The following is a 15,080-nucleotide window of genomic DNA, read 5'->3' as shown; positions in this document are numbered from 1 at the left end:
ACGCGCGCGTGGAGCTCGTCTACCCCGGTCGCCCTCCTCCAGCCGTGCTCCGGGTACCGCTACTGGTCGCCCTCCTCCAGCCAGCCGAAGCTCTTCTCCACGGCCTTGCGCCAGTTGCGGTACTCGCGGTCACGCACCGACGCCTCCATGGCGGGCGTCCACTCCGCGTCCTTCTGCCAGTGCGACTTCAGCTCGTCGAGGTCGTTCCACACGCCCGTGGCGAGGCCGGCCGCGTAAGCCGCGCCCAGACAGGTCGTCTCGGAGACCCTGGGCCGGATCACCGGCACCCCGAGGACATCGGCCTGATGCTGCATGAGCAGGTTGTTCTTGGTCATGCCGCCGTCCACCTTCAGGGTCGTGATCCGTACCCCGGAGTCCTGGAACATGGCGTCCACGACCTCCCGTGTCTGCCAGCTCGTCGCCTCCAGGACCGCGCGCGCGAGGTGAGCCTTCGTCACGTACCGGGTCAGGCCCGTGACGACCCCGCGTGCGTCGGAGCGCCAGTAGGGGGCGAACAGGCCCGAGAAGGCGGGCACGATGTAGGCGCCGCCGTTGTCCTCCACGCTCGCCGCCAGCGTCTCGATCTCGTCGGCGGTGCGGATGATGCCGAGCTGGTCCCGGAACCACTGCACCAGCGCGCCCGTTATCGCTATGGAGCCCTCCAGGCAGTAGACCGGCGCCTCACCGCCGATCTTGTAGCCCATGGTCGTCAGCAGCCCGCTCTTGGAGGGAACCGGCCGGTTGCCGGTGTTGAGGAGGAGGAAACTGCCCGTGCCGTAGGTGTTCTTCGCCGTGCCGACGTCGTAGCACGCCTGTCCGAACACGGCCGCCTGCTGGTCGCCCAGCGCGGACGCGACGGGCACGCCGGCGAGCTGGCCGACGGCCGTGCCGTAGACCTCGGCGGAGGACCTGATTTCGGGGAGGACCGCTTCGGGCACGTTCATCGCGGACAGGATGGACGCGTCCCACTGGAGGGTCTCCAGGTTCATCAGCATGGTGCGCCCGGCGTTGGTCACGTCGGTGACGTGCCGCCCGCCCTCGGTGCCCCCGGTGAGGTTCCAGATCAGCCAGGAGTCGATGGTCCCGAAGGCGATCTCGCCGCGTTCGGCGCGGTCCCTGAGCCCCGGCACCGTGTCGAGCAGCCAGGCCGCCTTGGGGCCGGAGAAGTAGCTGGCCAGCGGCAACCCGGTCTGCTCGCGGAAACGGTCCTGCCCGTCCGGGCCGCCCAGCTCGTGGCACAGGGCCGCGGTACGGGTGTCCTGCCAGACGATCGCGTTGTGCACGGGTTTGCCGGTGGCGCGGTCCCAGAGGACCGTCGTCTCGCGCTGGTTGGTGATGCCGAGCGCGCTGAGCTGGTCGGCGCGCAGCCCGGCCTTGGCGACGGCCCCGGCGACCACCGCCTGCACCTTGGACCAGATCTCGGTGGCGTCGTGCTCCACCCAGCCCGGCTTCGGGAAGATCTGGCGGTGTTCACGCTGGTCGACGGCGACGATCGCGCCACCGTGGTCGAAGATGATGCAGCGGCTCGAGGTGGTGCCCTGGTCGATGGCGGCGACGTACTTCTCGGCGTTGTCCGTCATGGCTGCCCCTTGGTCGCTGGTCAGAAGGCTGCTTTGTAGATGAGGCCCGCGAGCGCCCCGCCGATCAGCGGGCCGACGACGGGAATCCAGGCGTAACCCCAGTCGGAGGTGCCCTTGTTCGGGATCGGCAGGAAGGCGTGCACGATGCGCGGGCCGAGGTCGCGGGCGGGGTTGATCGCATAGCCGGTGGGCCCGCCCAGGGAGAGGCCGATACCGACGACGAGCAGCGAGACGATCAGCACGGTGGTGCCGGACTCGCCGAGCCCCTTGGTCAGCCCGAAGGCGAGGATCGGCAGGACGAGCGCGATCGTCGCGATGATCTCCGTGATCAGGTTGGCGACCGGATTACGGATCTCCGGGATGGTCGAGAAGATGCCGAGGGTGGGCACCGGTTCGTCGGCGGTCCCCTCGGTGGTGCCCGTCGTGCGCACGTTGGCCTGGAACTGGGCGAGGTAGACCAGGTACGCCAGGACGGCCCCGAGCATCGCGCCGACGATCTGGCCCAGCAGGTAGAGCCAGACTTTGCCCCACTCGCCGGTGTCGACGGCGATGCCGATGGTGACCGCGGGGTTGAGGTGTCCACCGGAGAGGGGAGCGGCGGTGTAGGCGCCCGCCAGCACGGCGAATCCCCAGCCGAACGCGATCACCACCCACCCCGAGGCCCGCGCCTTGGAGTATCTGAGGGTGACGGCGGCGCAGACACCGGCACCGAAGAGGATCAGGATGGCGGTACCGATGACCTCGCCGACGAATATGTCTCCGTTGCTCATGGCGGCTCCTAGGCGCTGACCCGGGGCGGCTGGCCGGCCCGAGTGCAGGGACGTTTCCCTTGGCGACTTCAGCCGAAGGCAGGGAGGGTCCCGCGCCCCGCCCGGCGTCCGTGACGAGCGTGCCGTGACAGCCGAATCACCCGTGGGGGAGCGGGCCGTGACTCAGGAGAGACCCGCGCGGCGCAGTGCCAGATACGCCGGGAATGTACGGCGGTGCCGACCGACACCGGAAGTGTTCACCGGTGCCGTGGGAGCGTCAAGGTTGCCGACGCCAACGGTGACAGCCGCCCGCGTGGAACCCTCCGGGCCCTCAAAGGGTGCTGGAGGGAGGGGAGCGGACGGTAGGTCAGCCCAGCGGTTCCACGGCCGCGCACCCCGCCTGGGCGGGCATCGTCTCCGTGCCGCGCCGGATCTCGTGACCGGGCAGCCCCGCGCGCCCCAGCACCCAGCTGGCCCCGCGCAGCGACTTCGCCGCCTTCTTCAGCGGTGCCAGACACGCGGCGGCCTGCCGGTGGTCGCTCACGCTGCCCGGCGTGCACAGGACGGTGGCCAGGGACAGGGTGACCCGGTGGTCGCCCGCCGACCAGGGAGCGTCGAGCACGGCGGCGACCAGCGGCTCCAGCCCCTCCTCCTCGGTGAGCACCAGGAAGTCGTCCCCGCCGATGTGCCCCACGCGCGCGTGCCCGGTCACCGCCTGCTGCAGCGCCCGCCCCACCGACCGGATCAGCTCGTCGCCGGCCGCGAACCCGGCACCGTCGTTGACCCGTTTGAAGTGGTCGATGTCCAGCCAGCTCAGCGTGAACGCCCGCCCGTCGGCGATGCGCCGGTCGACCTCCCCGGTGATCGCGTCCGAACCGGGCAGCCGGGTCAGCGGATTGAGCCCCGCCGCCTCCTCGACCCTGGTCTCGGCCAGTGCCCGTACGAGGTCGGCCAGCCGGACGACGCCGACGCACCGCCCGTAGTGGTCCACGACCGCCACGTCGTCCGAGGTACGGTCCGGTCCGCCGACCGCCACCACGTCCAGGACCTCCCAGGCCGTTGCGTCGACGCCGACCGTGCGCGGCGGGTCGCCCAGCTTGACGGCGGGTCGGTCGGCGTACAGGGCGTGCCCGTAGCGGCCCGACATCGACAGCAGGAAGCGGGAGCGGTGCACCGACCGGACCGGCGCTCCGGTCTGGTCGACGAGCAGCACCCCGGACACGTCGGGCGAGCAGGTCAGCAGCGCCCGTACCTGGCCCGCGGAGGCTGTGACCGGCAGCAGCGCGGCGGGCCGCACGAACTCCCGCACCGACGGCCCCGACCGGGGCACGGCCCCGAAAGCCGGGGAACGGGGCGGAACGTATACATCCGCCATCGGGATCCGGGCCGGCGGTGCGAACAGCTCACCCTGCGCGAGCTGCGCCCCGGCCGACAGCGCGGCCGCACACTGCAGTTCGGTCTCCACGCCCTCGACCGACAGCATGGCGCCGAGCTGCTCGCACAGTGTCCGCATCGCCCGCACCGCGGCCGGGCGCGCCAGCAGCGAGGCGTCGAGTTTCACCACGTCGGGGGCGAGGTCGGTGAGCAGCCGCAGGGGTACGTCACCGTCCCCGATGCCGTCCGCGCTGATCCGGAAACCCTGTCCGCGCAGTACCGTCACCGCTTCCAGCAGCGCCGGCTGCGGCACGTGAGTGAAGGGCGGAACGATGTCGAGCGTGACCTCCCACGGCAACCGGCCCGCCTCCTGCACGGCGTCCCGCAGGCGGCTGAGACCGCCCAGGTCGGCGAGGGTGGCCGCGAAGACGTTGAGGTGCAGCGGCAGCATCGTCTCCTTGCGGACCGCCGTCCTGAGGGCCAACACGGCCAGTCTGCCGTCGAGTTCGGGATCCCGCCGGGCCTCGGCCAGGATGTCCCCGGTCTCCGGGCGCGCGAGTATCTCCAGTGCGGCGACCCCACCGGTCCTCAGGTTGACCACCGGCTGGAAGGCGAAGCGGAGAGTATCCGTCCAGGAGTGCACGGGAGCATGATGGCGCCGCGCGTGCACGCCCAGGGGCAGTTCATGAGACGTTCACGCAGCATTCCGGGATGGTCACAGAGCGTAGGAAAAGCCCTGTGACCTCCCTGTCACACAAGCGCGCCGCTCCTCACCGGACCGCGATCACCGACGAGCCGTGCCCGAACAGTCCTTGGTTGGCCGTGATGCCCACGCGCGCCCCGGCGACCTGCCGGTCACCGGCGGTGCCCCTCAACTGCCAGGTGACTTCGCAGACCTGGGCGATCGCCTGGGCCGGAACGGCCTCCCCGAAGGAGGCGAGCCCGCCGCCGGCGTTCACCGGTATGCGGCCGCCCGGGCCTGTCGCGCCCTCCCGCAGCAGCTTCGCGCCCTCACCGGCGCCGCACAGCCCCAGATCCTCGTACCACTGCAGCTCCAGGGCGGTGGACAGGTCGTACACCTCGGCCAGGGACAGGTCCTCCGGGCCGATGCCCGCCTCCTCGTATGCGGCCCGGGCGATCGACGCCCGGAACGTCTCGTCCGGGGGCGCCACCGCCGCCGCGGAGTCCGTGGCGATGTCCGGCAGGTCCAGCACGGTGCTGGGATAGCGCGGCGTCACGGTGGAGACCGCCCGGATCCGCACCGGGGCGGCCACGCCGTGCCGACGCGCGAAGTCGGTGCTGGACAGCACCAGCGCCGCGCCGCCGTCGGAGGTCGCGCAGATGTCGAGCAGCCGCAGCGGATCGGCGACGACCGCCGATGCGGCCACCTCCTCGGCGGTGACCCGCTTGCGGTAACGGGCGTACGGGTTCAGCGCCCCCTGGGCCGCGTTCTTCACCTTGACCAGCGCGAAGTCCTCCAGGGTGTCCCCGTGCACGGCCATCCGCCGGCGCGCGTACAGCCCGAAGTACGCCGGATTCGTCGCCCCCAGCAGACGGAAGCGCAGCCAGTCCGGGTCGTCGGGCCGGTCCCCGCCACCGGGCCGGAAGAAACCCTTGGGGGCCGCGTCCGCACCGACCACCAGCACCGCGTCCGCGAGCCCGGCGAGGATCTGGGCACGCGCGGTGGCGACCGCCTGCGCCCCGGAGGCGCACGCCGCGTACACGCTGGTGACCCGGGCACCCTGCCATCCCAGGGCCCTGGCGAACGTCGCGCCCGAGACATGTCCCGGATATCCACCGCGGACCGTGTTCGCGCCGACGACCGAGCCGATGTCCCGCCACCGCAGACCGGCGTCCGCGAGGGCCGCGCGGGCCGCCGCCGCCCCGTACTCCACGAAGCCGCGCCCCCATTTGCCCCAGGGGTGCATGCCCACGCCGAGCACCGCCACGTCCGCCGTCATTCCGCCACCCCCGTCGGCCGCCAGCGCCAGATCGTCCAGGTCGTCTCCGCGTCCTCGTACAGCACTCCGGGGACGACCTCCACCTCCATGCCCACCGTCAGATCGGCGACGGTGATCCCGGGAACCGCCTGTCCCAGCACCACGATCCGCTCGGACTCCAGCTCCACCGCGATCAACGCGTACGGCTCCCACGGAATTTCCGGATCGCTCACATAGGGTGACGGTGGCCGGTAGCGGCTGTCGGTGTACGACCAGATCCGCCCGCGCCGTGACAGCGGGACCTCCTCCAGGTCACCGCCCCGGCACTCCGGGTTGCGGCAGTGGGTGTCCTCGCGGGGGAAGAAGACCGACGCGCAGGCCGAACAGCGCGTGCCGAGGAGCCTGAAGCCGTCCCCCTCGCCGGTGAACCAGCCCGCCACGGCAGGCGTGCGTGCGCCCGACACATTCCCTCCCCGCACCGAATCTGACGGAACGTCAGAAGTGTGCCACGGGCAACCGGAAAAGAGCAGACCCGTCCCGCAGAACCGCACAGCCCCTTCCGGCGTCGTGGTAACGGGAGAGGTGGCCGGGGCCGACGGGGGTGGTTCCGGCCCCTCTCTGCTTTCTTGCGATTTGGGGCCCGACTGTTTCCAGAAGACGCCCCTCCTTTGATCGGATACAGTCCGCGCGTGTCCGAAATCCAGCACCCAACCGCCGTCTCCGCGCCGAACTCCCACTGCTCGAGCTGTGGAGCGTCCTATGGCGAGGGAGTCTCCGGCTGGCCCCGCACCTGTCCGTCCTGCGGGACCGTCGTCTACCGCAATCCGCTGCCGGTCGCGGTCGCCCTCCAGCCCGTGTACGACACGAAGGGCACCGCCCTGGTCGTCATCACCCGAACCGTCCCCCCCGCGCGCGGGGGCACCGCACTGCCGGGCGGTTACATCGACGACCGCGAGGACTGGCGCCACGCCGTCGTCCGCGAGCTCAAAGAGGAGACCGGCATCGACGCGGCCGCCCGCGACGTGCGCCTGGCCGACGCCCTGAGCTCGCCCGACGGACACCTGCTGCTTTTCGGTCTCCTCCCGGAACGCCCCGCCGAAGGACTGCCGCCGTCGGCCGAAACGGACGAGACGGAGGGCTGGCACCTGCTGCGCAGGCCGGAAGAGCTCGCCTTCCCGCTGCACACCCTGGTCGCGCGGGCGTGGTTCGAAGGCCGGTACGTCTGAGCAGGCCTCAGCCGAGTCCTCGGACGCGCACCGGGTAGGGCGGCTCGCTCGCGCCGTCCTCCCGCTCCCGCACGACCACCAGCCGTCGGCCCTCCCAGCGGGCGACGTAGTGCTCGACCTCCGGTTCGTCCCACCCGTCGCCCGCGTCCGGCACGACCAGCCCGGCCCCGGTGCGTCCTCGGACGGGCGCCCACACCTCCAGCTCCAGCCCGCCGTCGTCGCCCCGCACGGGAACGATCGCCCCCGCGCGCGCGAGCACCGGGATCCGAGACAGAGGCGCGTCGACGAGCACCTGCCCCGGTCCCTCGTACACCTGCTCCGTCACGGTGTCGTACCAGCGTCCCCGCGGCACCTGCACCGGCCGCCGGTCCGCCCCCGGATCGAGCACCGGTGCCACCAGGAGGCAGTCGCCCAGCAGGAACGCGTCCTCGCAGTCGCGCAGCGCGCGGTCCTCCGGCGCCCCCCACCACAGGGGCCGCACATAGGGCGCGCCGGTACGCCGGGCCAGATGCGCCAGCGTCATGAAGTACGGCAGCAGACGCCGGCGCTCCAACAGAGCCCCGCGCGCGTGCTCCAGCACCTCGGCACCGAACGCCCACGGCTCCCTGCGTCCCGCCCGCAGACTCGCGTGCGTGCGGAACAGCGGCAGATAGGCGCCCAGCTGGAACCACCGCAGATACAACTCCGGCGAGGGGCTGCCGTCGAACCCGCCCACATCCGGCCCCGAATACGGCACCCCGCACAACCCGAGCCCCATGACCAGCGACAGCGAGGCACGCAACCCCGGCCAGCCCGTGGCGACATCCCCGGACCAGGTGCCCCCGTAGCGCTGCATCCCGGCCCAGCCCGAGCGCGAGAACAGGAACGGCCGCTCCTGGGGAGCCAGTTCACGCAGCCCCTCGTAACCCGCCCTGGCCATGCACAGCGCGTACACGTTGTGCGCCTCCCGGTGGTCCCCGCCGCACCCCTCCATGGAGTGCCGGGCCGAGCGCGGCAGGGTCGACTCACCGAAGGCGTTGAACGACGTCGGTTCGTTCATGTCGTGCCAGAACCCGGCGAAGCCCCGCGCGAGCCGCTCCTCGTAGAGCCCACCCCACCACTTGCGCACGCGCGCGTGCGTGAAGTCCGGATAGACCGACTCACCGGCCCACACCTCGCCCCGCACCGTCCGCCCGGAGGCATCCCGTACGAACGCGTCCACGGCCGCCCCACCGTCGTACACGGCATTGCCCGCAGCCGCCTTCACCGCCGGATCGACGATCGACACCAGCCGGATCCCGTCCCGGCGCAACTCCTCCGCCAGCACCGGCAGCTTCGGGAAGCGCTCCTGGTCGACGGTGAACACCTGATGCGCGTCGTAGTGATCGATGTCCAGATGGACGGCGTCCAGCGGCAGACCACGCTCCTGGTAGCCCGCGACGATCCGCCGCACCTCCTGCTCACTGCCGAAACCCCAGCGGGCGTGATGGTGCCCCAGCGCCCACGCCGGCGGCAGCGCGGGCGCGCCGCTGAGCGAGGCCCAGACGTGCAGCACGCGCGCGGGGGTGCCCACCATCACCCAGCAGCGCAACGGGCCGCCGTCCACCCGCAGCTCGGACCTCCCGGCGCGGTCGTGCCCCGAACCGGCCCCCTCCACGCCCTCCCGCAGCGTCACCGTGCCGTCCCACGACGTGTCGTGGAACACCAGATGCGTGGCCGCGTCCGACACCACCAGCTGCACCGGCATGGTGACGTACAGCGGATCGTCGCCCGGGGCGAAGGCACGGCCCGGATCGGTGTTCCACAGCCGGTACGTCCCGTCGCGCAGCCGCGGCCCCGACGCCCGGCCCCCCAGCCCGAAGAAGCGCGCGTCGGCCGCCACCTCCGACCGCTGCATCCAGCGCGCCGGGCCCCCACCGACCGGCTCCCACCACCGCGGCGGCAGATCACGCCGCAGCATCACGCCTCCGGGCGTGCACACCTCGACCGCGCCGTGCCGGGAGACGGCGACCGTCACACGCTCCGCCACCACCCGCCAGCCGCCGTCCCTGTCCGGCTCCAGGACCGCCCGGGGATCCGGCTCAGGGCAGCGCCCCGCGAGCGCGTACGACGGCTCCGGCCCGGCCCCGTCCCAGCCCCAGAAGACAGCCCCGTTCACCGCCACTGTGATGCGCAGCTCCGACCGGCTGAAGCGGATCACACCGCCCCCCGGACCCGGCTCCGCGCCCAGCACCGGGCCGGGCACCCGCGCACGCTCGGCTCCCCGCGGCGGCAGCCCCACGGTGTCGGCACGCCTCCTGCGCCACGCCGCCCGTACCGTACGCAGCCCCTGTGCCGCCCCCGACGAACTCACCACCTTCACCGAACGCACCAGGTCACGACCGTCCATACCGCTCACCTTGCCATTGACGGCGCCACGCGCGCGTGTCGTTCAACTGCCGTTCACCCATGCTGGGACCACACCTTCACGTCACGGACTGTGTGGGGCGCGCCCTGGTATAGAAGTCGATCACATGGCATCGTCCGTGTCAGCCGCGTCACGCGCACACCCAGCCCGTGCGCGACGACGCCCACAACGCGCACAGTCCGGGAGCCGCACCATGTCGACCGCGAACCCCCAGCCGCTCTGGCAGCCGGATCCGGAACGGATCGCCCGAGCCCGTATCACCCAGTTCCAGGCCTGGGCGGCCGAGCACCACGGCGCCCCGGCCGAGGGCGGCTACCCCGCGCTGCACCGCTGGTCCGTCGACCACCTGGACACCTTCTGGGAGGCCGTCACCGAGTGGTTCGACGTACGGTTCTCCACGCCCTACGCGCGCGTGCTGGGCGACCGCTCGATGCCCGGAGCGCAATGGTTCCCCGGGGCGACGCTGAACTACGCCGAGCACGCCCTGCGCGCCGCCGCGGACCGCCCGGACCAGCCCGCGCTCCTCTGCGTAGACGAAACCCACGAGCCCCGGCCGGTCACCTGGTCCGAGTTGCGCCGCCAGGTCGGCTCCCTGGCCACCGAACTACGCGCTCTCGGCGTCCGTCCCGGGGACCGGATCAGCGGCTACCTCCCGAACATCCCGCAGGCCGTCGTCGCCCTGCTCGCCACCGCCGCCGTGGGCGCGGTGTGGACCTCCTGCGCGCCCGACTTCGGCGCCCGCAGCGTCCTCGACCGCTTCCAGCAGGTCGAACCGGTCGTCCTGTTCACCGTCGACGGCTACCGCTACGGCGGCAAGGAACACGACCGCCGTGAGATCGTCGCCGAGCTGCGCCGCGAGCTGCCCACCCTGCGTGCCGTCGTCCACATCCCCCTGCTCGGTACGCAGGCACCCGAAGGCGCTCTGGACTGGGCGTCCCTGACGGCTGCCGACACCGAGCCCGTCTTCGAACAGGTCCCGTTCGACCACCCCCTGTGGGTGCTCTACTCCTCCGGGACGACCGGTCTGCCCAAGGCCATCGTCCAGTCCCAGGGCGGCATCCTGGTCGAACACCTCAAACAACTCGGCCTGCACTGCGACCTCGGCCCCGAGAACCGTTTCTTCTGGTACACCTCGACCGGCTGGATGATGTGGAACTTCCTCGTCTCCGGCCTCCTCACCGGCACGACGGTCGTCCTGTACGACGGCAGCCCCGGCTATCCGGACACGGGCGCCCAGTGGCGGATCGCCGAACGCACCGGAGCCACCCTCTACGGCACCTCGGCCGCCTACGTCATGGCCTGCCGCAAGGCGGGCGTCCACCCCTCCCGCGACTTCGACCTCTCCCGGGTGCAGTGCGTCGCCACCACCGGCTCGCCCCTGCCGCCCGACGGCTTCCGCTGGCTGCACGACGAGGTCCGCGAGGACCTGTGGATCGCCTCGGTCAGCGGCGGCACGGACGTGTGCTCCTGCTTCGCGGGCGCCGTACCGACACTCCCGGTGTACACCGGCGAACTCCAGGCGCCCAGCCTGGGCACCGACCTGCAGTCCTGGGACCCGGCCGGCGAGCCCCTCGTCGACGAGGTGGGCGAACTCGTGGTCACCAACCCCATGCCGTCCATGCCGATCCACTTCTGGAACGACCCCGACGGCAGCCGCTACCACGACAGCTACTTCGACACCTATCCCGGCGTCTGGCGCCACGGCGACTGGATCACCGTCACCTCCCGGGGCTCCGTCGTCATCCACGGCAGATCCGACTCCACGCTCAACCGGCAGGGCGTCCGCATGGGTTCGGCCGACATCTACGAGGTCGTCGAACGTCTCCCGGAGATCAGGGAATCCCTGGTCATCGGCATCGAGCAGCCAGACGGCGGCTACTGGATGCCCCTGTTCGTGCACCTGGCGCCCGGAGCGGTCCTCGACGAGGCCCTCCTGAACCGCGTCAAGCGGGCCATCCGCGAACAGCTCTCACCGCGGCACGTCCCCGACGAGATCATCGAAGTGCCCGGGGTGCCGCACACCCTCACCGGAAAGCGCATCGAGGTCCCGGTCAAGCGCCTCCTCCAGGGCACCCCCCTGGACAAGGCCGTCAACCCGGGCTCCATCGACAACCTCGACCTCCTCGGCTTCTACGAGGAACTGGCCCGCAAGCGAGCCTGACCCCGGCACCGACCCCCTCAGCCGCCCCCTGGCGCAGTCTCGATTGTCAGTGCCGCCGGTTACGGTGAGTGAGCATTGATCGACTGTGCACAGGGGGAAAACATGGCGCACACCGACCACCGGACCATGCGACGCGTCCTGCGCCGCGAAATCGCCGGCACCATCGGTCTGCTGACCGACGAACACGACTTCCGCGCCATGCGGCGCTACCGCAGCTTCACCTTCGACGACCACACCACCTATCTCCGACAGGTGGAGGCTCTGCTCCGGACCCGCGCCTCCCAGGGCAGCCACACCACAGTGGCCCTCTTCGACCCGGAGGAGTACGCGGAGTTCTGTACGGAGAGCGGCCTGGAGCCGGACGCCCCGTCGAGCCGCACCCGCTTCACGGCCGAGATCGCGGCCACCGGCCCCACGATCCCCTACGAGGGCCAGGCCCTCACGGACCTCGTACCCGCCCTCGTCGACGAAGCCGTCCGGCAGGCCACCTGGCAGTACGCCACCACCTTGCTGGCCAGGCTGGGCCCCTGCCCCACCTGCGGCGAGGACATCGGCCGCGCCGCCTTCACCCGCGCCTCAGACCTCGTCGTCCGCATCCTCGACACGGCGCCACCAGGCGACCGGCATCTCGTCTGCAGCGTCTCGGGCACCCCCGAAGCGCTCGTCTCCGTCCTCCATGCCGACGAGGACATCGACAGCACCCTCCACCTCGACGAGGCCGAGGCCCTCGAATTCACCACCGTCCTCGCCGCCGGCCTCGCCACCCGCAGTCCCGGCGGACTCGTCATGCGCACCAGCGCCCAGGGCAAGACCGACCGCATCTACGGCTGGCGCCTACGAGGGAACGGCCTGCACCCGCTCACCGCGGGTGAGGTCTTCGACGCCTACTGCACCGACATCGAGACCGGCGACATCATCTCCCCGGAATCAGGCGTCGACTACTGCGTGGCCCCCGACCTCGAAGAGGAGGACCCGGCGACCGAACACCGCCACTGAACGCACCAGGGGCGCCCCACCCGCAGGTGGAGCGCCCCTGAAAAACAGCCGACGACGGGTCCCGGGCCTACTCGCCGGACAGCACCGCCTGGGCGGCGTCGCGCGCATCCGCGGCGCTGTCCGCCGCCCGCGCGGCCGCCGCCGCACGCTCGCACTGCGCCAGCGTGTACTTGCCCAGCGCGGCCCGGACGTAAGGAATCGACGCCGCGCCCATGGACAGGGAGGTGACACCCAGACCCGTCAGCACACAGGCCAGCAGCGGGTCGGACGCGGCCTCACCGCAGACGCCGCAGCTCTTGCCCTCGGCCTTCGCCGCCTCCGCGGACAGCGCGACCAGGTCGAGCAGCGCGGGCTGCCACGGATCCTGCAGGCGCGAGACCGCACCCACCTGACGGTCCGCGGCGAAGGTGTACTGCGCGAGGTCGTTGGTTCCCAGGGACAGGAACTCGACCTCCTGCAGGATCGAGCGCGCTCGCAGCGCGGCCGAGGGGATCTCCACCATCGCACCGAACTTCGCCCGGAGCCCCGCCTCACGGCACGCGTCAGCGAACGCCTTGGCATCTGCACGGTCGGCCACCATCGGGGCCATGACCTCGAGGTAGACGGGCAGCCCCTCCGCGGCCTTCGCGAGCGCCGTCAGCTGCGTGCGCAGAATCTCGGGGTGGTCGAGCAGCGTCCGCAGGCCTCGCACGCCCAGCGCCGGGTTCGGCTCGTCCGCCGGCGTCAGGAAGTCCAGCGGCTTGTCGGCACCCGCGTCCAGGACACGTACCACGACACGGCCCTCGGGGAAAGCCTCGAGAACCTGCCGGTAGGCCTCGACCTGCTTCTCCTCGGACGGGGCGTTCTTGCTGTCGTCGAGGAACAGGAACTCGGTACGGAACAGACCGACACCCTCAGCTCCCGCATCGAGGGCGGCCGGGACGTCCGACGGACCGCCGACGTTGGCCAGCAGCGGCACCTTGTGCCCGTCGGCGGTGGCGCCCGGTCCGGTCGAGGCGGCCAGCGCCGCCTTGCGCTCGGCTGCGGCGGCCTCGAGCTGGGCCTTCTTCTCCTCGCTGGGGTTCACGAAGATGTCGCCGCTGCTGCCGTCGACCGCGATCAGCGTGCCCTCGGCGAGCTCACCGGCCCCCGGCAGCGCCACCACGGCCGGAACGCCGAGCGCCCGCGCCAGGATCGCGCTGTGACTGGTCGGACCGCCCTCCTCGGTGACGAAACCGAGGACCAGCGTCGGATCCAGCAGCGCGGTGTCGGCCGGCGCGAGGTCACGGGCGACCAGCACGTACGGCTCGTCGCTGTCCGGGACGCCCGGCATGGGCACCCCCAGCAGCCGGGCGACGATACGATTCCGCACGTCGTCGAGGTCGGCCACGCGCCCGGCGAGGTACTCACCGGCGCCGGCCAGCAGCTCGCGGTACGCGGCGAACGCGTCGTACACGGCCCGCTCGGCCGTGCTGCCGACGGCGATACGCCGATCCACGTCCGCGATCAGCTCGGGGTCCTGGGCCATCATGGCCTGCGCTTCGAGCACCGCCTGGGCTTCGCCCCCCGCCAGGTTGCCGCGCGCCATCAAGTCGGCAGCCACAGCCTCCACAGCCTGACGGGCACGCCCCTGCTCGCGCTCCGCCTCCTCCGCCGGGATCTGCTTGGCAGGCGGCTCCAGCACCGCCGTTCCCATGTGCCGAACCTCGCCGATCGCCACACCGTGGCTCACGCCGACGCCTCGCAGCGTTGTCTCCATCTCACCCGTCTCCGATAGTGCGGCGGGTCCCGCCGCCGCGATGGTTGTTCTGTTCACCGTCTGTACGACGGCACCGACATCACTTCCAGAGGAAGAGACTGTCGCCGGCCTTCACTTCACCGTCGTCGCGGAGGTCGGAGAGAGAAGCGGCCGTGGCCTCCAGCGCCACGACCGGGCAGACCGGAGACTTCCCGGCGGCCTCGACGGCGGCCGGGTTCCAGCGCACGACGGCCTGTCCGCGCCGCACCGTGTCGCCCTTGTTCACGAGCAGCTCGAAGCCTTCACCGTTGAGCTGCACGGTGTCGATACCAAGGTGGGTGAGCACGCCGTGCCCCTGCTCGTCGACGACGACGAAGGCATGCGGATGCAGAGAGACGATGACGCCGTCAACGGGCGACACGGCCTCGGACGGCTCCCGCACGGGGTCGATCGCGGTGCCGGGGCCGACCATGGCCCCGGAGAAGACCGGATCCGGCACGGCTGCCAGTCCGATGGCACGTCCGGCCAGCGGCGACGTCACGGTGGTCATGGGAAGCCTCCCAGGGGTGGAGATCAAATGGGCCGTCGCTGTCCCGGACGGCACACTGGCAGCAGCGTATGTCATAGGAACTGACGGTTCCGTATGGAAGTTAGCGGCTAGAGGTCTAGACCACAACCCTCGGCGATTTGCACCGCCTTCAAGGCTCCGTGTACAGTCGTAACCCTGCTCGACGCCGAGTGACGCGACCAAGCATCCTTGCTCAGCAGCATCCAACTTGTCAGATCCTATCTCGGGGTCATCTTCCGCATGTCTGCGGGAGGGTGGTCGGAGAGACGGAAAAACACTGGTAGAGTTGGAAACACCGAAGGGAAGCCCGGAGGAAAGCCCGAGAGGGTGAGTACAAAGGAAGCGACCGTTCCTTGAGAACTCAACAGCGTGCCAAAAATCAA

11 protein-coding genes are annotated in these 15,080 nt (G+C 71.3%); 3 read left to right on the top strand and 8 right to left on the bottom strand.

The window, feature by feature from the left end; translation table 11 throughout:
- Nucleotides 1-59 precede the first annotated feature (59 nt).
- From glpK to ACZ7L0_RS37750, 5 genes are all read right to left on the bottom strand, one after another.
- On the bottom strand, nt 60-1,580 hold the full coding sequence (gene glpK / locus ACZ7L0_RS37770) for a glycerol kinase GlpK (protein WP_471247099.1): 1,521 nt from the start codon (nt 1,578-1,580) through the stop codon (nt 60-62).
- A 20-nt stretch (nt 1,581-1,600) separates the two neighbouring features.
- Nucleotides 1,601-2,350 carry an MIP/aquaporin family protein gene (locus ACZ7L0_RS37765; protein ID WP_471247098.1) on the bottom strand — a complete coding sequence of 250 codons (750 nt, stop codon included), beginning with the start codon at nt 2,348-2,350 and terminating at the stop codon, nt 1,601-1,603.
- A 346-nt stretch (nt 2,351-2,696) separates the two neighbouring features.
- Nucleotides 2,697-4,346: an EAL domain-containing protein gene (locus tag ACZ7L0_RS37760; protein WP_471247097.1), complete on the bottom strand. Its 1,650-nt coding sequence runs from the start codon at nt 4,344-4,346 to the stop codon at nt 2,697-2,699.
- Between the two features lie 127 nt (nt 4,347-4,473).
- Nucleotides 4,474-5,664: a lipid-transfer protein gene (locus ACZ7L0_RS37755; protein ID WP_471247096.1), complete on the bottom strand. Its 1,191-nt coding sequence runs from the start codon at nt 5,662-5,664 to the stop codon at nt 4,474-4,476.
- Nucleotides 5,661-6,107, bottom strand: coding sequence for a Zn-ribbon domain-containing OB-fold protein (locus tag ACZ7L0_RS37750; RefSeq protein ID WP_471247095.1), 447 nt, complete (start codon nt 6,105-6,107; stop codon nt 5,661-5,663). Before ACZ7L0_RS37750 ends, ACZ7L0_RS37755 begins: the two co-directional genes overlap by 4 nt.
- A 225-nt stretch (nt 6,108-6,332) precedes the next feature.
- On the opposite strand from ACZ7L0_RS37750, the gene ACZ7L0_RS37745 reads away from it, so the two are divergent.
- A complete protein-coding gene (locus ACZ7L0_RS37745; RefSeq protein ID WP_471247094.1) occupies nt 6,333-6,869 on the top strand; it encodes an NUDIX domain-containing protein in 537 nt (178 codons plus the stop codon).
- 7 nt (nt 6,870-6,876) lie between these two features.
- Here the strand turns inward: ACZ7L0_RS37745 and ACZ7L0_RS37740 are convergent, their stop codons facing one another.
- Nucleotides 6,877-9,237, bottom strand: coding sequence for a glycoside hydrolase family 31 protein (locus ACZ7L0_RS37740; protein WP_471247093.1), 2,361 nt, complete (start codon nt 9,235-9,237; stop codon nt 6,877-6,879).
- 211 nt (nt 9,238-9,448) lie between these two features.
- Between ACZ7L0_RS37740 and ACZ7L0_RS37735 the strand changes: the two genes are divergently transcribed.
- Nucleotides 9,449-11,416, top strand: coding sequence for an acetoacetate--CoA ligase (locus ACZ7L0_RS37735; RefSeq protein ID WP_471247092.1), 1,968 nt, complete (start codon nt 9,449-9,451; stop codon nt 11,414-11,416).
- A 102-nt stretch (nt 11,417-11,518) separates the two neighbouring features.
- Entirely contained in the window at nt 11,519-12,412 is an 894-nt protein-coding gene (locus ACZ7L0_RS37730) for a hypothetical protein (RefSeq protein ID WP_471247091.1), read from the top strand.
- Nucleotides 12,413-12,479: 67 nt separating this feature from the next.
- Here ACZ7L0_RS37730 and ptsP read toward each other — a convergent pair whose 3' ends face one another.
- Together ptsP and ACZ7L0_RS37720 are read right to left on the bottom strand one after the other, a co-directional pair.
- Nucleotides 12,480-14,150, bottom strand: a complete 1,671-nt coding sequence (ptsP, locus tag ACZ7L0_RS37725) for a phosphoenolpyruvate--protein phosphotransferase (RefSeq protein WP_471247090.1) — start codon at nt 14,148-14,150, stop codon at nt 12,480-12,482.
- A 79-nt stretch (nt 14,151-14,229) separates the two neighbouring features.
- Nucleotides 14,230-14,679, bottom strand: a complete 450-nt coding sequence (locus tag ACZ7L0_RS37720) for a PTS sugar transporter subunit IIA (protein WP_471247089.1) — start codon at nt 14,677-14,679, stop codon at nt 14,230-14,232.
- Nucleotides 14,680-15,080: the final 401 nt, after the last annotated feature.

This window comes from Streptomyces sp. NPDC039424 (assembly GCF_055639495.1).
Note: the sequence above shows the minus strand (reverse complement) of the source record. Positions and strands in the feature narration are given on the sequence as shown.

Bases quoted from the DNA above. Each gene is read 5' to 3' on its own strand.
- ACZ7L0_RS37730 (WP_471247091.1), top strand. From the start codon at position 11,519: ATGGCGCACACCGACCACCGGACCATGCGACGCGTCCTGCGCCGCGAA.
- glpK (WP_471247099.1), bottom strand. From the start codon at position 1,580: ATGACGGACAACGCCGAGAAGTACGTCGCCGCCATCGACCAGGGCACC.
- ACZ7L0_RS37755 (WP_471247096.1), bottom strand. From the start codon at position 5,664: ATGACGGCGGACGTGGCGGTGCTCGGCGTGGGCATGCACCCCTGGGGC.
- ACZ7L0_RS37735 (WP_471247092.1), top strand. From the start codon at position 9,449: ATGTCGACCGCGAACCCCCAGCCGCTCTGGCAGCCGGATCCGGAACGG.
- ptsP (WP_471247090.1), bottom strand. From the start codon at position 14,150: ATGGAGACAACGCTGCGAGGCGTCGGCGTGAGCCACGGTGTGGCGATC.
- ACZ7L0_RS37740 (WP_471247093.1), bottom strand. From the start codon at position 9,237: ATGGACGGTCGTGACCTGGTGCGTTCGGTGAAGGTGGTGAGTTCGTCG.
- ACZ7L0_RS37720 (WP_471247089.1), bottom strand. From the start codon at position 14,679: ATGACCACCGTGACGTCGCCGCTGGCCGGACGTGCCATCGGACTGGCA.
- ACZ7L0_RS37765 (WP_471247098.1), bottom strand. From the start codon at position 2,350: ATGAGCAACGGAGACATATTCGTCGGCGAGGTCATCGGTACCGCCATC.